The sequence below is a fragment of the Bacteroidota bacterium genome (genome assembly GCA_039111535.1).
GTDB lineage: Bacteria > Bacteroidota > Rhodothermia > Rhodothermales > JAHQVL01 > JBCCIM01.
The window spans coordinates 1-19,121 of record JBCCIM010000035.1; the positions used below are offsets into that span (position 1 = coordinate 1).

18 protein-coding genes are annotated in these 19,121 nt (G+C 50.6%); 7 read left to right on the forward strand and 11 right to left on the reverse strand.

The window, feature by feature from the left end:
* The 3 genes from AAF564_07840 to AAF564_07850 form a co-directional block, all read left to right on the forward strand.
* Positions 1 to 345: sigma-70 region 4 domain-containing protein (locus tag AAF564_07840; GenBank protein MEM8485447.1), on the forward strand; the 345-nt coding region annotated here is incomplete at its 5' end.
* Between the two features lie 67 nt (positions 346 to 412).
* Positions 413 to 1,198, forward strand: coding sequence for a methylmalonyl Co-A mutase-associated GTPase MeaB (locus AAF564_07845; protein ID MEM8485448.1), 786 nt, complete (start codon positions 413 to 415; stop codon positions 1,196 to 1,198).
* 190 nt (positions 1,199 to 1,388) lie between these two features.
* Complete coding sequence (locus AAF564_07850) at positions 1,389 to 3,119, forward strand: S8 family peptidase (protein MEM8485449.1); 1,731 nt, start codon at positions 1,389 to 1,391, stop codon at positions 3,117 to 3,119.
* Between the two features lie 76 nt (positions 3,120 to 3,195).
* On the opposite strand, the gene AAF564_07855 is transcribed toward AAF564_07850, so the two are convergent.
* The 8 genes from AAF564_07855 to AAF564_07890 form a co-directional block, all read right to left on the reverse strand.
* Positions 3,196 to 3,714 carry a hypothetical protein gene (locus AAF564_07855; GenBank protein ID MEM8485450.1) on the reverse strand — a complete coding sequence of 173 codons (519 nt, stop codon included), beginning with the start codon at positions 3,712 to 3,714 and terminating at the stop codon, positions 3,196 to 3,198.
* Positions 3,711 to 4,229: a hypothetical protein gene (locus AAF564_07860; protein ID MEM8485451.1), complete on the reverse strand. Its 519-nt coding sequence runs from the start codon at positions 4,227 to 4,229 to the stop codon at positions 3,711 to 3,713. Before AAF564_07860 ends, AAF564_07855 begins: the two co-directional genes overlap by 4 nt.
* Before the next feature lie 120 nt (positions 4,230 to 4,349).
* The gene (locus AAF564_07865; GenBank protein ID MEM8485452.1) at positions 4,350 to 4,625 is read right to left on the reverse strand and encodes a hypothetical protein; all 276 of its coding nucleotides are present in this window, start codon (positions 4,623 to 4,625) and stop codon (positions 4,350 to 4,352) included.
* A gap of 9 nt (positions 4,626 to 4,634) precedes the next feature.
* On the reverse strand, positions 4,635 to 5,312 hold the full coding sequence (locus AAF564_07870; protein MEM8485453.1) for a TIGR02117 family protein: 678 nt from the start codon (positions 5,310 to 5,312) through the stop codon (positions 4,635 to 4,637).
* An 88-nt stretch (positions 5,313 to 5,400) separates the two neighbouring features.
* Positions 5,401 to 5,883: a hypothetical protein gene (locus AAF564_07875; protein MEM8485454.1), complete on the reverse strand. Its 483-nt coding sequence runs from the start codon at positions 5,881 to 5,883 to the stop codon at positions 5,401 to 5,403.
* Between the two features lie 155 nt (positions 5,884 to 6,038).
* Positions 6,039 to 6,689, reverse strand: a complete 651-nt coding sequence (locus AAF564_07880; protein ID MEM8485455.1) for a class I SAM-dependent methyltransferase — start codon at positions 6,687 to 6,689, stop codon at positions 6,039 to 6,041.
* Positions 6,690 to 6,748: 59 nt separating this feature from the next.
* Entirely contained in the window at positions 6,749 to 7,069 is a 321-nt protein-coding gene (locus AAF564_07885) for a YbjQ family protein (protein MEM8485456.1), read from the reverse strand.
* Between the two features lie 263 nt (positions 7,070 to 7,332).
* Positions 7,333 to 8,859 carry an aldehyde dehydrogenase family protein gene (locus AAF564_07890; GenBank protein ID MEM8485457.1) on the reverse strand — a complete coding sequence of 509 codons (1,527 nt, stop codon included), beginning with the start codon at positions 8,857 to 8,859 and terminating at the stop codon, positions 7,333 to 7,335.
* A gap of 470 nt (positions 8,860 to 9,329) precedes the next feature.
* Here AAF564_07890 and AAF564_07895 point away from each other — a divergent pair, with 470 nt between their 5' ends.
* The gene (locus AAF564_07895) at positions 9,330 to 11,084 is read left to right on the forward strand and encodes a polysaccharide lyase (protein ID MEM8485458.1); all 1,755 of its coding nucleotides are present in this window, start codon (positions 9,330 to 9,332) and stop codon (positions 11,082 to 11,084) included.
* A 125-nt stretch (positions 11,085 to 11,209) separates the two neighbouring features.
* Here AAF564_07895 and gltX read toward each other — a convergent pair whose 3' ends face one another.
* From gltX to AAF564_07910, 3 genes are all read right to left on the reverse strand, one after another.
* Entirely contained in the window at positions 11,210 to 12,688 is a 1,479-nt protein-coding gene (gltX, locus tag AAF564_07900; protein MEM8485459.1) for a glutamate--tRNA ligase, read from the reverse strand.
* Positions 12,689 to 13,059: 371 nt separating this feature from the next.
* Positions 13,060 to 13,641, reverse strand: coding sequence for an anti-sigma factor (locus AAF564_07905; GenBank protein MEM8485460.1), 582 nt, complete (start codon positions 13,639 to 13,641; stop codon positions 13,060 to 13,062).
* 57 nt (positions 13,642 to 13,698) lie between these two features.
* On the reverse strand, positions 13,699 to 14,292 hold the full coding sequence (locus AAF564_07910; protein MEM8485461.1) for an RNA polymerase sigma factor: 594 nt from the start codon (positions 14,290 to 14,292) through the stop codon (positions 13,699 to 13,701).
* A 109-nt stretch (positions 14,293 to 14,401) separates the two neighbouring features.
* Here AAF564_07910 and AAF564_07915 point away from each other — a divergent pair, with 109 nt between their 5' ends.
* The 3 genes from AAF564_07915 to AAF564_07925 all read left to right on the forward strand — a co-directional run bounded on the left by AAF564_07915 (position 14,402) and on the right by AAF564_07925 (position 19,102).
* Complete coding sequence (locus tag AAF564_07915) at positions 14,402 to 16,501, forward strand: peptidylprolyl isomerase (protein ID MEM8485462.1); 2,100 nt, start codon at positions 14,402 to 14,404, stop codon at positions 16,499 to 16,501.
* A 218-nt stretch (positions 16,502 to 16,719) separates the two neighbouring features.
* A complete protein-coding gene (locus tag AAF564_07920; protein MEM8485463.1) occupies positions 16,720 to 17,595 on the forward strand; it encodes a peptidyl-prolyl cis-trans isomerase in 876 nt (291 codons plus the stop codon).
* A gap of 103 nt (positions 17,596 to 17,698) precedes the next feature.
* Positions 17,699 to 19,102 carry a peptidylprolyl isomerase gene (locus AAF564_07925; protein MEM8485464.1) on the forward strand — a complete coding sequence of 468 codons (1,404 nt, stop codon included), beginning with the start codon at positions 17,699 to 17,701 and terminating at the stop codon, positions 19,100 to 19,102.
* Positions 19,103 to 19,121: the final 19 nt, after the last annotated feature.

Here is a 19,121-nt window from a genome sequence, read left to right on the forward strand (position 1 = left end):
ATCGAAGCCTGGCACGACATGGAGAAGGCGCTGGCGCGCCTGCCGGCGCGGACGCGAGCGGTTATCTGGCTCCACGACGTAGAAGGATTTACGCACAAAGAAATCGGACACCTGATGGGTAAAACCGCGAGCTACTCGAAATCGCAGATGGCGCGCGGATACCAGCGGCTGCTCAGCGCGAACGATGCGCAGCGGGCGGACGGTGCTGACAACCGCGATCGTCTTGCCGGCGACGCGCAGCAGCGGGAAACGCCGCCGGAACAAGAGACGACCAATGAAAGACAGAGCAACACAACGACCGGAATGGAGCGAAGCGCAGCTTTCCCGGCTGCTGGCGCACCGTGATGGCGAGCTGGAGGTTGCCGGTTATTGTTTGTCATGTGTCGCTGTTAGTTCTCACATACCATCAGAAATGCAGGCAAAGTACCTAAGAGACGCGTGTTTCCTGGCAAGCCGAGGACAAATCCCAGAGGAGATTGTCGTCGTAGTAGTGAAGGTGAGCCAGCGTACGGGCGGAAGCATTCTGGGCGACAAAACGCGTATGCAGCGCATTTCGCGCCACCCCAATGCCTTTGTACGCCCTTCCCCAAACCAGGGCACCCTCGGCGGCATCGCCCGCCGTACGCGCGAAGCCATGTTGCTCTGTGAAGCAGCCGGTTTTGATGTGATCTTCGTCGAAACCGTTGGTGTGGGCCAGGCTGAGTTTAGCGTGCACCTAATGGTGGATATGCTGCTGCTGTTACTGATCACGGGTGCAGGGGACGATCTGCAGGGAATCAAGCGCGGCATTATGGAAATGGCTGATCTGATTGTAGTCAACAAAGCAGACGGAGAAAATGCGTTGCCGGCACAAAGACTTGTAAAACTCATCCAGCAAGCAACCCATGTCTTACCGGATCCTCGGGACGACTGGTCTACAGCCGTTTTATCCGTTTCGTCGATAGAGCATGCCGGCTTCGAACAAGTAGCAACCGCGCTCAGTACGTTTGAAATGACCATGCGTGATTCGGGCGCATTGGATGTAACCCGCAGGCAGCAAGCGGTTGCCTGGATGCACCAGCACATCGATGAACAATTGCTTGCCCAACGCAATGGGCATGACGTGCTTTTGAATGAGATGGAAAATGCAGTTTCGGCCGGCAAACTAACACCTATGGAAGCTGCCAGAGCCGTTCTTGCACAAATCCTTAAACGTTAAGCCTTACGGTCGCTTCCAAGAATTATTGAAATCGTCCCCACTTCTTTTCGTAACCGTATTGCCCGGCTTTCAGGCATTAAAGCAGCGCACACGGGATGGCACACTCGTTGAATAGGGAGCACCTGCCCTACCATCCCCCCCCGAATCTTTGCTTCGTTGCATTGAAGCAGTAGCCCCCCAGCTAGCCTGTATGATTAAAAAGCCCAATGATAACAAATGGGTACGCCTGTTTGTCGTTATAGCCCTTTTTACCTCCCCTATCCTCTTTCAAGGATGCGACACCTTTGGAACTGAAACTACAGCATCGAATGAAGCCACAAATGCATTAACACCGCAAGCACCTGTATCTGCTGATCATCCCAAACTCCGCCACCCTCAGCTACTTGATCAAGCAAGGGGTACCGTAGATGGCGCCGGCAAAGGTGGAAGCGATCAAATCCATCTTATGCTGGCCTTCAACGGCTATGAAGCAGATGGCATTACCAAGCGTGTGATGAACAGATATGACGTCACCCGCCGGATCCTGAACAAGTACGAAGATGACATTCGCCTGAAAGTGCAGCTCAGCAAAGCCTTTGACGGGATTTCGATTAAAATCAACGACGAAATCATGGAGGACTTCCTCGCAGATCTTGCGCAAGACCCCGATTTTGCATGGGCAGAACCCGACGTTGATTTTGGCCAGCTATGGGTTATCCCCGAGAAAAAGGGGCATCATGAAGATCAACTTATTCCCTGGGGTATAGCCCGTATTGGTGGCGGCCTTGACAAGCCCAAAAACGACAAAAAAGTCCATGTTTACATTATGGACTCCGGGGTCTCCAAAGAAGACATTAACGTTGTTGAGCACAAAGACTTCACGATGCTTTTCCAGAATCGGGAAGAAGAGTACTGGGATGATGCTGTCGAGCAAACAACGCCTGTCTACGACCCAGACAATGCCGGCAATCCAGCTGACGAAAGCGGCCACGGCACGCACATCGCTTCAACACTCGGCGCCAAAGACGACAAAAAAGGCATGCTTGGCGCTGCTCCGAACGTCAAAATCCATTCATTAAAAGTGCTGACGGCAGAAGGACGCACCGACATTACGACGGTTACAGCTGCTGTTGACTACGTAACTGAGCAAAAGCTGGCGCATCCAGATGAAGCAATTATTGTCAACATGAGCTTTGGCATGGACATCGGTACGACGGCCTACAATAGTCTGGATGAAGCAGTTGCGCGCTCCATCGAAGCGGGTGTTGTGTACGTGGTATCTGCCGGCAACGACGGCCGCGATGCCAGCACGTACTCTCCTGCACACGTTGAAGGTGTAATCACGGTCGGTGCATACAATGAGTTTGATGCCTTTTCCAGCTTCTCCAACTACGGCGCTGTTGTTGACATCCTTGCGCCAGGGGAAAATATCCTTGCCCTATCTCACCTGAAGCATGACGTAGACCATAAAGAGCACGTATTAAACAGCGGCACCTCCTTTGCAGCGCCGCATGTGACAGCAACAGCCGCGTTCTACATGGGCCAGCATCCGAAAGCAACACCGGCTGAAGTTAAAGAAGCCATCATCGCAAATGCACGGACAGGCATCAAGGGCACGCCACCTGCTACCACCAACCTGACTGTTTATGCCGGCGACTTCAGCCGGGACAAAAAGAAGGACAAGCCTTTCAAATTCAAAAAAGCCAAATACGACGAGAAAAAACAAACGCTAAAAATTGAGGGCGAAGGTCCAAGATTGGAGCGTATCGTGCTGCACGATGGGAATGACCAGGTACTTGCAGAAACCTCTACAGGCTTTGAACACAAATGGAAAGTTGAACTGGAAGAGGTAGAAGCTGTGCCATGTACAATCAGCGTCACCTTAAACGGCGAAACGCAAACACAAGCAGTCGAACACCGACCCGGTTCTTGTACCAATTAATGCGCAAATACTGCAGATCGAAATACGCAAACCGTGCCCGACTATCCTGTTTAGTCGGGCACGGCTATTTTCCGTGTTAATGGAGTGTAAATATATTTGAATAAACACGCGACAACGAGCCATCCCCTTGTCCACAGCATAAAATTTTTTCGTAGTAAAGCCTGTGCGCACCGCTCACAGCTCCCCAGGGCGCTCCGTGTGAGAACACACTTGGGAAAACCGTCAGGGTATCTACTCTAGACTCACCCGGCAAGACGAGAAAATTGGCTATGCCCGCAACACAACCCCAGCCGCGATTGAAGGCTGAGCCTGTACTATCATCTTCGACATATTCAAAACCGAAAACCGGAATCTTGGTATCCAGATTACACCGATCCAGGTATACAGGCACAGATTCGCGGTTTTCATAGCGGATCACAAGCTGATATCGGTTGCCGGCTGGAATCACCGAGTTGTATTCCAGTTTATCTGTGCAGATAGCGTATTCACCGCATTTAAAGTCACCAACCTGCTGAGGCCCTGCACTTCCAATGATTTCACAGCCTGAAACCACAAAGCCCAGCAATAAGCACAAGGCAGGTTTTAACTGCTTCATGGTAGCGCAATCAGTTTCTCAACAATACCGTTGATGCCAGTTGCCAATGCATCGTGCGCTACCACTTCTACATAACTGCCATTGACCATGGCAAATTGTCGCATATACGACTCACTGACATACTCGCGCACCCATTTCCCTTCTTCGGGGTGCGTTTCCGGGTCCTGCTGCGCAGCTACTTTAAAAAACACCTGATCTTTTTTGCCGAGTTCAACAGCCCGCTCATCAAGGCGGTGCATTTTGGTAATTGAGAGGGCCACTTTACCCTCTTCATCAGGATTAGAAACCCCAATAAAATAAACCGTAGGGCTATCCGATTCGTACACAAAGCCTTTAGCTTCCAGTGCAGTTTCCAGCATCTCTAAGGCAACACGATGCCGCTCTCCACTGGCTTCATCCATGGCAACAAAACTGGCATCAAAGGTTTGTGCCTGGGCAAAAAGAGAAACAGGGGAAATTAAACAAATTGCTAAAAAAGCGACTCCGGCGAGTCGGCTCAAGATAGAAATACGCATATCAGCACCTTTAAAAGAAATGAAAGATGGGTTGCTGTAGCAGAGGTGCAGAGGCGAAGGGTTTTCAGTAAAAATTTTACGACACTTTAATTTAAAGCATCAAGGGCATTTTATGCAAACCTACACAACTGTGTGGCGCAATTTTATTTCGATGTAACACGATTCGCAAACCAGGGCCATGTCATGAAATGCCTTAAAGGCATCTGTTAGGCTGCCCTCAAGCTCGAACAAAGCTTCACAGGCATTACACCAGGCTTGCAAGTCGCGCGGTACAGTACTGGTTTCGATAAATCCCAATGGCCCATCTTTTCCTTCGAGTAAATGCCGGCAAATCACTGTAACGGGTCTCTTTCCATGTTTGGCGCAGTCAATTTCCAACGTCGTGTCTTCGGCCATGGGATTCCATCATAAGTGATACATTACGCTTTGCGAAAACGGCGTCCATATCCCTGTTTTGACACCGATACGGCGCAGCGCCCTGCCCGTCCAGTCGTTACAGGTGTTAAACAGACTGTAAGAGCCGTTGGCTGCATAAAATGTATCGTTCCCCCGGTACCCTCTTTCGGGAATCAACACGGGATTCCCCCGCGCATCTCTGGCAAATGAGGATTGAATAATGGCAATGAGTCTTTCATGTTGTTCGGATGTAAGCATCAACGAACGCACAAATTCTCCGGGCTGTGGATTTCTGTAATACGTGACGTGCATCGCCGTTGCGCTTTTGAGTAACAGCGCGCGAACTGCGGTAGATAGGGTGAGGTCATCCCAGGTAGGCGTATCGAGATAAAAACCACGGTCGCCCCACCCAAACGCTATGTGTGTCATGTTGGCCGGTTGAATCTGACGAAAATGGCCGGCGGGAAATTGCTCTTGCCAGTTTGTATCTGGCGTATTTAGCGGTAAAATCAGATCTGTATGGACGCCATTGGTGGAGACATAGATCTCAATGCCATCAGGTGGCGCAACTGCGTGGCGATTTACGGGGATAACAGCTAACACAATGGCCATCAATAAAAATAAAAACGATAATACTAAAACGGCGAGAAATCCTCGCAGCGCTTGTTTTAGTATCCGTTTATACATAGGCGGCTCCTGTTTATTTTTTTAATTTGGGGATTAGGCATCTAAGAATGCGTGTGCACGAGAAAGTACACAAAAGTACAAATTGGCGCTACTCAACGTCACGCATATCAACCCAAAACCTGGCATGATAGGAGCCACCGTATTTCACAAAAAGCTCAACCAATCCACTTAGCTCGCCCTCAAAATTCGCACGCTGTATTGCAACGCGTCCGCCAGACAATTGCGGGCCATTGAAATAGTTTCCCGTGAGTGTATCCTGCGTACCATACCAGACATCAGTCAAAGCAAGGGGTGCCTGGTTTAATTCGTTTCTTTTTTCGAGTCTTATTTGAAATACAATCCGCCTCGGCGAATTCGAATCTTCGTCTTGGAAATACTGCAATTGTACAGCATCGCCAAAGCGTTTTGCATTCCATTTTTCAACGACATCGTCTTCAGTAAACCGAACACCGCCATAGTTTGTTACTGAAAAGTTCTGCCCGTCTTCGTTGTCAAGAAACGAACATCCCGTTGTTAAATACAGGATCAGAAACAGTGAAGAAGTCAGCGAAAGGTGATTTTTTTTGAACATGACACTACGTTTTTTTGGTTAGAAAAAAGGGTGTAGTATCAGTCAAAAAAGGGGTGGTATCCTCGCTGTTATTGAAGGGTATAGTTAAGTATAGGCAGAAATTTCAGATTTGTTCTGGTTCGTCCTGAAAAGTATCGTCACACTTCCAGGATGCTTTATGCCATTTTCACGCGTTGATATAGCGATGTTTGCCACATCAGTGTATGCTGACTGCTTATTTCCTCAAACCCATTGTTACGGATTTGTTGCTGCAGTACAGCTTCGCTATGCACAAACGTTTGAAAACTGTGCCCCGACAGTCGCCAAATTTTGTTGCCGAACCAGAACGCGAAGCGGGCATAAGCATGCGGCCTCGGATAGCTGATGGCAAACAAGTTTGTGCACTTCCCCAACACTGCATCCAGCAATTCAATAGGCGCAGGATAGCAACAGACTACCCGATCCAGCGCAACGACATCGACAACAGGCACCGCATCAGCTTGCTGTACCACATCTCCGTGAATTAACTTCAGACGGGCTTCCGTCCCCAGTCGCACGGCCTCCTCTTTTGCAAGCGCCAGAGAAGCTGAAGACATGTCCACAATGGTTGCAGCCTTGCCGCCTACGGCTAGCACTTCGTGCGTGATCATGCCGATACCGCCACCAACATCAAGCAGCGTCGTATCTGTCAGCTTATGCTGGCGGAGTGCATCAACAAGCAGTCTCGTGGTCCCACCGGGGCCTTTCCTGCGATATTTCCTGAGGTCGCGCAGGGCATATTTCTTGTCGAAGAACTGGTCTGTAGCTTGCACGCAACAACTGGACATAGCCGCTTACTCTCTGGTTACTCTGATTCTACTTCGCGTATGTATCCCTCCACACCTTCTCACTCCTCCTCCATAGTAACAGCCGTTCCATAAGCAAGCATTTCAGCTGCACCACCCATCACTACTGATGTTGCAATGCGAACAGACACAACTGCGTTTGCGCCGAGTCGTTCAGCGTCTTCCATCATCCGCGATAGGGCTTCTTCTCGGCTTTCTTCGAGCAGTTTGGCATACGTGCGGATTTCACCACCAATCATATTTTTGAACACTGCGCCGATATCGTTCCCCAGGTGACGCGCCCGAATCGTATTGCCTCGTACCAATCCGTGTGTAAGCGTAATTTTTCTCCCATGAATGGTAGGTGTAGTTACTATCATCATTATGAATTCCTCCCAGTATAATCTGTGCTCTTACAAAGTAATAATCCGACAACCTGCGAAAATGCTTCAAGCTGTTGTGTTAGCATCACAGGACGTAAGATCTTCAATATACCCGCCTGTTAGCAAAATAGGCGGGGCGACATCAAGTCGATCGTCCACCTGTATGCTTACGCAAGTCGGCCAACTTTGATATTATAGCTGCAATAAATGAAAAAAGCCCGCAAGCAACGAAGCCAGCGGGCTTTTTAATGGATCAAAAGCTGTTAGAAATCAAATGAGATTCCCTGCGCAAGGGGCAAGTCAGCGCCATAGTTGACCGTACAGGTCTGCCGGCGCATGTAAGCTTTCCAGGCGTCAGAACCACTTTCGCGGCCGCCGCCTGTTTCTTTCTCGCCGCCAAATGCTCCACCAATTTCAGCACCGGATGTACCGATGTTGACGTTGGCAATGCCACAATCTGAGCCGGCAACTGAAAGGAATGCTTCAGCTTCTCTCATGTTGAGCGTGAAGATAGACGAAGAAAGTCCCTGCGGCACATTGTTCTGGATATCAATGGCTTCCTGAATCGTGTTGTACTTCAGCAAATACAGGATTGGCGCAAACGTTTCGTGTTTGACAATCGCCATGTCCGGGGTTGCTTCCACGATCGTTGGCTTCACGTAACAGCCCGACTCAAAGCCGGCTCCGTCCAGCACCGCATCACCATTAAGTACATTGCCACCCTGGCTACGCGCTGCTTTGATTGATGCGTTATATGCGTCTACGGCATCCGTGTCAATAAGGGGCCCCATGTGGTTGTTCTGGTCGAGCGGGTCACCAATGCGGATTTGCTCATAGGCGTTAACCAGACCGTTTTTGAGCTCATCGTACCGGCTTTCATGGATGATGAGCCGGCGCGTCGTTGTGCAGCGCTGGCCGGCTGTACCTACCGCACCAAAGACAATCGCCTGGATGGCCTGTTTGAGATCGGCATTTTCAGTTACGATGATTGCATTGTTACCACCAAGTTCGAGAATCATCTTACCAAGACGCTTGGACACGGCTTCTGATACCGATTTACCCATCCGAGTAGAGCCCGTTGCTGAGACCAGTGGAATCTCAGGGTCGTTAGACATCAGCTCACCCACTTCGCGATCCCCAACAACTACGCTTGAAATACCCTCTGGCAGATCGTTTTCTTTGAGCACCTCTGCAAAAATCTTCTGGCAGGCGATAGCTGAGAACGGTGTTTTCTCAGACGGCTTCCACAGGCACACGTTGCCACAAACCCAGGCCAAAGCCGTATTCCACGACCAAACGGCCACAGGGAAATTGAACGCAGAAATGATTCCAACAATGCCCAGCGGGTGCCACTGCTCAAACATGCGATGGTTTGGACGCTCAGAGTGCATCTGCAGGCCATACAGCTGGCGCGAAAGGCCAACGGCAAAATCACAAATATCGATCATCTCCTGCACTTCCCCGAGGCCTTCCTGCAAGCTCTTGCCCATTTCGTAGCTGACGAGCGAGCCCAGGCTTTGTTTGTGCTGGCGAAGCTTGTCGCCATACTGCCGCACAATTTCTCCACGCTGCGGCGCCGGCATTTTACGCCAGACCTTGAATGCTGCATGCGCTGCTTTTTTAACACGCGCATAATCCTCTGCGCTGGCCAGATTGACGGTCCCAATCGTCTTGCCATCTACCGGGGAGTGAACTGCTACTGCGCGTCCGCTACCCTTCCAACTTTTCTGTCCAGTGCTTACGCCGTTGCTGTCTTTGTCTATGCCCAGGTTCTGAAGAATGTTATCCATGTATTTTTATCCCTGTTGAAATCGACACTTCGTATTAACTGTTTTGCTTCTTCGCTTTGTGCTTATGTACAGCGTTATTGTACACACAGTGCGCCTCAACGCGCAAAGCAAGAAAACTATCCCCATAAGGGTGTGCATTTTGCGAAAATATCGCAAGACCTGTAAAAAATAGCCACTCATGCGAATTATGGATTGCGTTTAATGCCGATTTTCGAGTGCCGAATGCCGATTGATATTTTTTTGCAAAGGACGCATACGAGAGTATTGCTACCTGTGCCGTAGTAGTACAAAACAGAAACACTGAAATACGAAAACACGGAAAAATCTTGATTTTGCTTCCAATCCTTAATTCGCATCCCTCAAAAGCATTTTGCCGTGAAAAACAGGCTATGGCACGGTCTTCGCAAAACTTGCGGTTACGCTAATGCGACCACAGAAACACAAACAAACCCGGCCTTTCGGCTGTCCGTATGAAGCCAGCCCCCAGACGCATCGCACTATTGCTCACCGTTGTGGGACTCAGTTTGATGCATTTGACTACATCTTTATTACACGCACAGGAATTTTCTGCGACGCTGAACAACCATCCGCTTGGTAATTACACCGAATCGCTGATGGAATCCGATTTTTCCAGCGTGCAGTTGCTCAACAATCTTGGTAACCGGTTTAACATTGTTTCTGGCACTGAGGCGCTGGATGGAAATTCATTGCGTGTTGAATACCTCGCCGGCGAAACTGGCGCATCCAACAGTGGCGGCCAGTTCTTTGCCTTTTTGCCGGCGCAAGAAGAGTACTTCCTGGAGTACTACATCAAATTCGGCGACAACTTCGACTTCCAAATGGGCGGTAAGCTGCCCGGCCTCAGTGGCGGCGAAAGCAATTCGGGCGGCAACAAACCCACAGGCGACGGATGGAGTGCGCGCTATATGTGGCGCGAAAACGGCAATATGGTGGTATACCTCTACCACATGGACCAGCCCACCTCGTACGGCGAAGACTTTGAGCTCAACCGCAGCGTACAGCGCGGCACCTGGCACCGGCTCACGCAGCGTGTGAAGGTGAATACAGGCAACAACAACGACGGCGAGCTCCAGGTGTGGTTTGACGGAGAACTCGTTTTACTGCGCACCGACATCCGTTTCCGTAACAACAACCAGGCACCGGTCGACCATTTCTTCTTCTCGACCTTCCATGGCGGCAACACGCCTGACTGGGAGCCCGACAACGATGGGTTTGTCTATTACGACAACATTCGAATTGGCACCAATCCGGATGACTTTGTACCCGATGGTAATGGCGGGCTGCTTACGCAGGTTGACAAACCTTCAAACGGGGCTGTGTTTGAGTCGCCGGCTACGATTGCTGTTGAAGCCTCAGCCTTCTCCATTGGCGGAGAAGTCACAGACATTCAGGTGTTTGCCAACGGCACCCTTATCGGTGACACTGCAAATCCACCAGCTGCGTTTAACTGGACCGGTGTAACTCCCGGCACCTATACCCTTACTGCTGAAGCCACAAATTCGCTAGGCGAGACGCAAACATCTACGCCTGTTCAGATTGCAGTTAATGACATCGACCCGGTTAAAGGGGCCAATCTGGCGCTCAACAAAGAAGTTTCTGTGTCCGCAGAACAAGAAGGCAACCGGGGCAGCGGCGCTGTTGACGGGAGTGCTGATCCGGATGACCGCTGGTCTGCGTCTGGTTTCCCTCAGTCGATAACGATAGACCTTGGTGCAACCCGAGATATCAATTTGGCTGAAGTGATTCCTTACCAGGACCGCGCCTATCAATATACAGTCGCCGTCTCAACGGACAACAACGCATTCGAAACAGTAGTAGATCGCTCTTCGAATACGCAAGGCGGATCGCTCTTGTCAGATGCATTCACCAAGACGCCGGCGCGTTACGTCCGGCTAAACGTCACAGGCGCGTCTGGATACACGGGCCCATGGATCAGCATTATCGAATTCCGCGTGTTTAACACGGATGGCAGCTCAGAGACGCCACTGCTGGGCGACATATCGCTCGACGGACAAATCTCGGCGCTTGATGCCTCGATGATCCTCCAGCACGCTGTTGGCCTTATTCAGCTAGAACAGGAAGCGCTCGACAACGCAGACGTGTCAGGCAACGGCGAAGCCTCTACCTTCGACGCCAGCCTGGTGCTGCAGTATGTGGTGGATTTGATTACCTGCTTCCCAGCCGAGCAAGGCTGCGCAGAATAATGCCGAATGCAAGGTAAACCCTTCGATATTCAGCGTTCCTTGTTCTGTGTTCGATATTCAAAAGGTTTGCCCCCCAGATCCTTCACTACGTTCAGGATGACACGGGGTGCAATACGGCGTCAGCCCTAAAGCGTATCCAGCGCTTTCTGAAGCCGGCGCATGCAGGTCTCTTTACCGAGAATGACCATCATGTCGTACAGACTCGGGCCGCCGGCTACGCCGGAGAGGGCAATCCGTAGCGGTGCCATGAGTTTACCCAGGCCAGCTTCATGTTCTTCGGCAACCGCTTTCAGATTCGTCTCCAGTGCTTCAGCAGTAAAATCAGCCGATTCAATGCGCGCCATGTAGGCCTGGAGTAGCGCCGGCGTATCTTCTTTCCAACGTTTCTTGAGCGCCTTCTCGTTATACGACGATGGATCGTCAAAGAAATAACGGACTTCTGTCACGAGGTCACTCGCAAAGGACATCCGTTCCTGCATAAGGCCGAGGATAGCAGCCAGCGCATCGTTGTCAACCTCTATATCGGCCGCAGCAAGCGAAGGCCGAACGCGATGTTGCAGCTCTTCTAGTGAAAAGCCGCGCAAATACTGCTCATTGTACCATTTCAGCTTGTCGAGGTTAAACTGCACCCCACTGCTGCCTATACGATCCGCAGAGAAAGCAGCAACAAGTTCTTCAACTGTAAACAATTCTTGCTCTGTACCCGGATTCCAGCCCAGCATAGCCAGGAAGTTTACGACAGCTTCTGGCTCATAGCCGGCTTCCTGATACTGACGCACACTAACCGGAATACCCATTTTCTCGGCATTCCGCTTGGATAGCTTGCCACCAGTAGGACTGAGAATCAAAGGCAAATGGGCCGTTTGCGGTGGCTCCCACCCAAATGCTTTGTACAACAGCATGTGCTTCGGGGTTGACGGCAACCATTCTTCACCGCGGATGATGTGCGTGATCCCCATAAGGTGGTCATCCACAACATTGGCAAGGTGGTAGGTTGGCATGCCATCTGATTTCAAAAGGATCTGATCGTCGACCTGAGCCGATGCAAAGCTTACGGTGCCACGGACGAGATCATCAAATTGGATCTGCTCATCATCAGGCACACGGAGGCGCACAACGTAGGGGTTCCCTTTTTCAATAGCGGCCTGTACGGCAGCCTGGTCCATGGTGAAAGAGTTCTTCATAGACTGCCGCGCCAGGGCATCATATTTGGGCGAGGGGTTTTCAGGCGTAGCCAGCCGGCTGCGCATCTCATCGAGTTCTTCTTTAGAATCGAACGCGTAATACGCGTGCCCTTCTGCCAGCAATAAATCAACGTAGTGGCGATAGTGCGCTTTGCGGTGCGACTGGTAATAGGGTCCATAATCGCCACCAACCTTGGGGCCTTCATCATAATCCAGGCTGGCCCAGGCAAGGCTGTCGAGCATATCCTGCTCAGCTTCCGCAACGTAGCGCTGCCGGTCGGTATCTTCAATCCGTACAACAAACGTCCCGCCCACTTTGCGGGCAAACAAGTAGTTATAAAGGGCCGTACGCAATCCGCCAATATGCAGCAGTCCGGTTGGACTGGGGGCAAACCGCACACGCACATCTATTTGATCCATAGGTCGTAAACACGCTTCCAGTTGACTTAATCCCCCACTGTACTCCATTCGCGGCATGCTGTTCACGGTTCACGGAAAAAAGACGGGATTCAGGTTGGGTGCCCCGGTTTCCGATACATGGCATTCGGAATCTGGCGACCTGTAAAAGATTGATGGCTTGACAGGCGCATCTGCCTTCCAAGATTTCCCGGCTTCGTTCGATATGACATGGATAAGACGCAGTGCCTGTCCTTCAGAAATCTTTCACGGGCCCATGAGGAAATGGGTAAAGCATAGTGCCCCACCCACTCGAAAATCGGCACTAACAAAACAGGCGCCACCCCGTAGGAAAGCGCCTGCTTTTTCTTTGCAACTACTTTAACAAATGACCACTATGGAATAGTGGGTCGGCGAACATCAGCAGAAAGCGCCTCTACGTCGATGCCCGGGTAAAAGACATATACGTAGTTGGTGCCGGGGAGCACATCCATGTCTGAAAACTGAATCAGTTCGTCGGTACCGGTAACCTGGCCTTCAACCTGATAAACAGGCGTTTGGCTTGGTGGGTACGTTTCAAAGGTATCAGCTGGTACAAACAGACCTGCCAGAAACAAAAACATGGCAGTAACCACAGTTGTGCGTAGGGAAATGGCTGTTTTGGCGTTCCACAAAGGCCGGCGATCATCTGCGCGGTCGATGCGCGTCATCATCGTTTTGTGTTTGCGCAGCCGTTTGAACATGGCTGCGTCGAGCGAAGGAGGCACCGTGAGGTTCTCCGTCCGGCTCATCCGCCGAAATTTCATAACCCCTTCCAATTCCTGCCGGCAATCGCCGCAAACAGCGAGATGTGCAAACAGATCAGACTGATCTGCTACAGACAACTCACCATCTAGGAAAGCATGTAGCGCCTCAATGGCGGTGTCTTTTGAGACATCCTCATTGTGGGCCAACGATTTATTTAAAGGATTACTCATCTATATTCTACTCCGATAGGTTCTTGGGCAATGACTACAGAACGTGTGCCTTCCGATCTAATCGGTCGTTAATTTCTCCGTTTCACTTCCAAGTACTTCTTCGAGATATACCCCGAGTTTCTTCCGCGCTTTGAATAACCGCGATTTTACTGCACTCAGTGTACTTCTCGTAACAGCTGCAATCTCTTCGTAGGTCATATTCTGGTATTCACGCAAAATGATGACTTCGCGATAGTCAGCTTTCAATTCCAGCAGGAACCGATTTACCAATGCAATCTTTTCACTTTTCTCAAGCTCATGCATCGGCGTGTTTTTTGCTCCGTGCAAATGCGGCGGTAAAGCCATTTCCGGATCGAGCGGAATCTGCCAATTGTTACGCCTGAGCTGATTTAAGCATTGATTACGCGCGATCGTAAACAACCAGGCCTTAAATGAATCTGTTTTCATAAGCCTTTCCCTGTTCTCGTAAACACGCAAGAATGTGTCTTGTAAAACGTCTTGTGCCAACTCCTTATTCAGGAGCATTTTTACACAAAACGCGTAGACTGCATCCTTGTAACGATTGTATAGGGAAACAAAAGCAAATTCATCTCCGGTCTGAAACGCTTCGATCAACGCTCTATCGCCGTTATTAAGTGTGTTTCCAGACATGAGAAGCTCCAAAGATAGCTGCAACTGCTGATGAGTAGGACCCCTACGATTTCCGAAAGTTGCTCTTTAGCAGTATTGCTTGTTCAACATCGTAGCATGATTTAATAAAATGATAAACATTCAAAGCTTCAAAAAATTGCGTACGCTTGTTCCATCGATGTTGCTGGCAGCCTTGTTCGTCGCCGGCTGTAGCAGTTCAAATGTTGGGGACACTGGTGCTGATCAGATGCCAGATATGCCCAAAACCCCGCAAGTTGCCATGTTTGGCGACCAAACGCTAGGCCTCGAAGAGTTCGAGGATGAATATGCAAGATCTGTTGGCGGCCGCGACATCGCAGCTGCAGACTCGATGCCCATGTACACCGAATTCCTTGACAGATATGTCGATTTTAGGTTGAAAGTACTTTATGCAAAAGACATTGGCCTCGACCAGGATTCTACTCTCCTCTCCGAAATTGATACCTACCGCAACCAGCTTGCGCGTCCGTATCTGCTGGAGAAAGAAATCCTCGACCCGATCCTGCGCGACCTTTATGTGCGTAAACAGAACATGGTTGATGCCAGCCATATTCTTGTACGCGCCGGCCAGGGAGCAACCCCTGAAGAACTGGAGACTGCCCGAATCAAAATGGAGACAATCAGAGATTCCATTGAAATGGGCATCGACTTTAACGAACTGGCCTTCCGTAACTCTGAAGACCCTTCAGCACGCGGCCAGCGCAGTGGTGCCATGGGCCGGCTTGGTTATTTTGTAGGCGGCCAGATGGTAAAGCCATTTGAAGACCGCGCCTACACAACGCCAATAGATTCAGTATCTGAGGTTTTCAGAACCGATTTTGGCTACCACATCATGAAAATCCATGATCGCCGTGCTAAAGTTGCCGATGTTTGGGCTTCACACATTGCTGTGCGGTATTTCAAACCTTCCTCACTCGATTCGCTTGATTCTGAAGGCCGTATCGCCCAAATCAAAATGCGACTCGATGCCGGCGAAGACTTTGCCACACTTGCAAAGGAAGAGTCGGAAGATCTCGACTCAGGCAGCCGCGGTGGACAGATCGGACGCCTCCGGTTCACCCAGCCAGGCATGCCAGACGCGTTCAAGGATGCCTTGTTTGCGCTTGAAAATCCTGGCGACTACAGCGATGTCGTAAAAACCGAATATGGCTACCACATTATCAAGCTCGACAAACGCCAGGCAACTGAAACGTTTGAAGAAGCTTACGACGAACTAAAAAACCACGCATCTCGCTTGCCACGCCTGAGAAAGGCAGAAAATGCCATGGCAATGCAGATTCGTGAGAAGTACGGCGTATCGGTAGACACAACGCTGACGCTTGAAATTCTGGATGGCCGGCATTTTGGTGTACCAAACATCTTGCAAACCCCAGCGAACCAGCTGAACATGGAAATTGCCTCCCTTGGCGATGAGACGTTCACCTTCCGCGAAGTGGTAACGTTTGTAGAAACAGCTTCTATCCCATTCCAGCCAGATACCCTTGGCCTCGTTTACGACGCCCTGGAACGCTTCCTCAACGATGAAGCGCTGAACTACGAAGCGGCACGCCTCGAAAGCCGTGACGATTCTTTCAAGCAGATCCTCGACGAGTTCAAGAATGGCTTGTTGCTCTTCAAGCTCATGGAAGACTCTGTTTGGACCGCCGCTGCGCAAGACACCGCTGGCCTGATGAAGTATCACGCACCTCGCGCTGACAGCTTCTGGTTTGAAGATCGAACAAGAATTGTAAGCTTCCGTGCCCAGTCTGATTCTGTTTTGAACACACTGGCAACAAAACTCGACGAAGGAACGGCCCTCAACGAGCTTGTGAGCATGGCTGCCATGGATTCAACGATGATGGTGCGTGTTGATACAACCTTCCTGGTTGGCCCAAACAAATCCGTCTTTGATCGGGCGCTGGCGCTTGAATCTGGCGATTATGTGTCGCCGACGCGCCACAGCAACGGTTTCTTACTGATGATTAATGATGGCATAGCGCCGGCTCGGAAAAAATCATTCGATGAAGCCCGATCTGAAGTGCTGAACGGCTACCAGACCGAGCTCGAAAACGCGTTGCTTGATCGCCTGCGCGACAAATATGGCATCAAGAAAATGCCGGCACCCCTTTCAGGAGCCTTTGCTGAAGACAAAGCAATCCTCATGAAAGAAAAAGATCTCTTTGACAACAAAACGCAAAACGCAGGACAGTAAGACGCACGTCGTATGCTGACCATCGTATACTGCGTGAGGCAGGCATAACCTGCTTGTCTCAAAGTGAAGCAAATTAAGGCGAAGTCCTGTTTGGCAAACACAGCGTTGCAACAGGCTTCGCCTTAATTTCGCTAAAAGCGGTACATCTTCTGATGGGATGTACCTATATTCTCCCCGCCCCCTTCGCTCCACCCTGAAGCGCCAATTACTCCCTGACCATGAACATGATTAGCCGTTTCTGTTTTACGGGCCTGCTGCTCGTTTGCGTGCTGGGCCTAACTGCATGCAAAGAAAAACACGAAGATGTTGAGTATATCGCGCGTGTTGGAGAACGGCTGCTTACCCAGGATGACCTCGGCCCGATGTTCGAGGTATTCCCAGCCGGCCAGGATTCCAGCGAAGCCATGGAGCAGATCGCTGAGGAATGGGTCAAAAACGAACTTATCGCCCAAGAGGCCATTCGTCGTGGCCTTCGTAATGACCTTGAAGTATTGCGATTGCTGGAAGAAAACGAGCGTTCGGTACTTGTGAGCACCTTTATCTCGCGCCTTTTCCAGCAAGAACCGCTGGACCCTTCGCCAGAAGAGATTGAGGCGTATTACGCAAAAAATGTTGAACAGCTTGCCCTGAGAGAAGACTATATCCGGGTGCGCTATCTATCGAGCAGAGATGCGATAGAGGCTGAGCAGGCGCGCTTGCTCCTGCGCGACGCTACGGTAGCCGGCAAAGCAGATTCTCTCTGGCCGTCGCTCATTGATCGTTATGCACTCGACCCGAACGCCTCAGCGATGCTCTCCAATACATTTTACCCCCGCAGTGTGCTGTTTCCCTCTGCACAACTGCGAGAAATGGTTGCACGGCTTAACGTAAACCAGATTTCTCCTGTAATACAGGAAGGCGTAAACTATCATTTTGTGCAGGTGGTAGAACGACGCGTGGCCGGCGCCGTCCCCGAACTTACCTGGATTGAGGCTGAACTCAAGCAACGCCTCACTATTGAGGCAAGGAAACAGATGCTTGCACGTCAGGTTCAACGGCTGAGAACAGAAGCATTGGCCAGGGAAGACTTGGAAATCAAGTATCTCAATGACTAGCTAACTGCTGCTGCTATTGTGTTGTCGATGCCTGCAGATTCGCAGGCAATATTCGTTATATACCGTTCGTTGTGTACTCGAACGAGATACAGGTATTACCTAGATGAGCTTCCTGAAGCATTTTAAAGCCGGGACCACCATCCTGGCCCTTTTTATCGGCCTACTATTTCCCGCGACTATCCACCACGCCGGCGCGCAATCAACCAGCGGCGCCAATTCCGGGTCCGATGAAGTAATAGATGAAATTGTGGCTGTTGTTGATGAGTATATCATCCTTCGGTCCGAAGTGGAGTCCATTGTACTCCGCCTCCTCCAATCACAACCCGTTGAATACTCTGGCGATGTTTGGCTCACCGCGCTCGACCAGCTGATCGACCAGCGCGTAATGACCATCCACGCAAAAAAAGACACCAACCTTGTTGTAACTGATGAGCAGTTGGAGCAGGTACTCGACCAGCGGGTGCAACAGCTTACCGGGCAACTGGGTGGTACAGCACAGTTTGAAGCAGCTTACGGCAAATCTACCCTCGAAGTAAAATCTGATTTGCGCGAAGACATGCGCGACCAGTTGCTGGCTGAGCAGCTACAGGGCGGCAAAATCAACACCATTAAAGTTACGCCTTCAGAGGTGCGCGAATGGTTCTCTCAGTTCCCCCAGGACTCGCTACCGGTCATCCCCGACGTTGTGCGCCTTGCGCACATCGTACGCTATCCTGAGCCCTCACAGGCAGCAAAAGACTATGCAATTGAATTGATCACCACAATCCGCGACTCTGTTGTGGTTGGTGGTGGCTCAATGGAGGATCTTGCCACACAGTTTACAGATGACACTGGCTCTCAGCAATCGGGTGGCCACTACAAAGGCAGTAAGTTGCGCGAACTCGTTCCCGAATTTGCAGCCGTCGCATCGCGCGCAGAAATTGGAGAAATCTCGCAGGTTTTCGAGTCACCTTACGGCTATCATATCCTTCGCGTAAATGACAGGCGTGGGGATGAGTTAGACTTTAACCATGTGCTCATTTCTGTTGATGAATCGTCTGCTGATCCGGCAAATGCAATTGCATACCTGACAGAGGTTCGGGATTCAATAGACGTGGCTGATGTCCCGTTTGAATTAATGGCCAGACGGCACTCAGAAGAAGAGGTATCAAAAAAACTCGGTGGCCGTGTACTGGACCTTCGGACCGGTGAGCGTGACCTCGTTTTGCAGGCGCTAAACTTTACGTGGCGACAGACCATCAATGACATGACAGAAGGTGACATCAGTGAGCCGGCGGAAGTTGAACTCCTCGATGGGAAGCGCGCTTTCCACATTATCCATCTCCAACGGAGAGTACCGGAGCATGTCGTAGACATCGAAACGGACTATGAACGCATTCAGTTGCTTGCCTTGCAAGAGAAACAACAGCTTGTGTTGGCGAAGTGGCTTGATGAGCTTCGAGAAGAAGTATTCATCGAAATGAGAGGAAAGGCAAAAGCATTTCAGCTTGCACGCAACAACAACTAGGCGTATTCGTCGAAAGAGC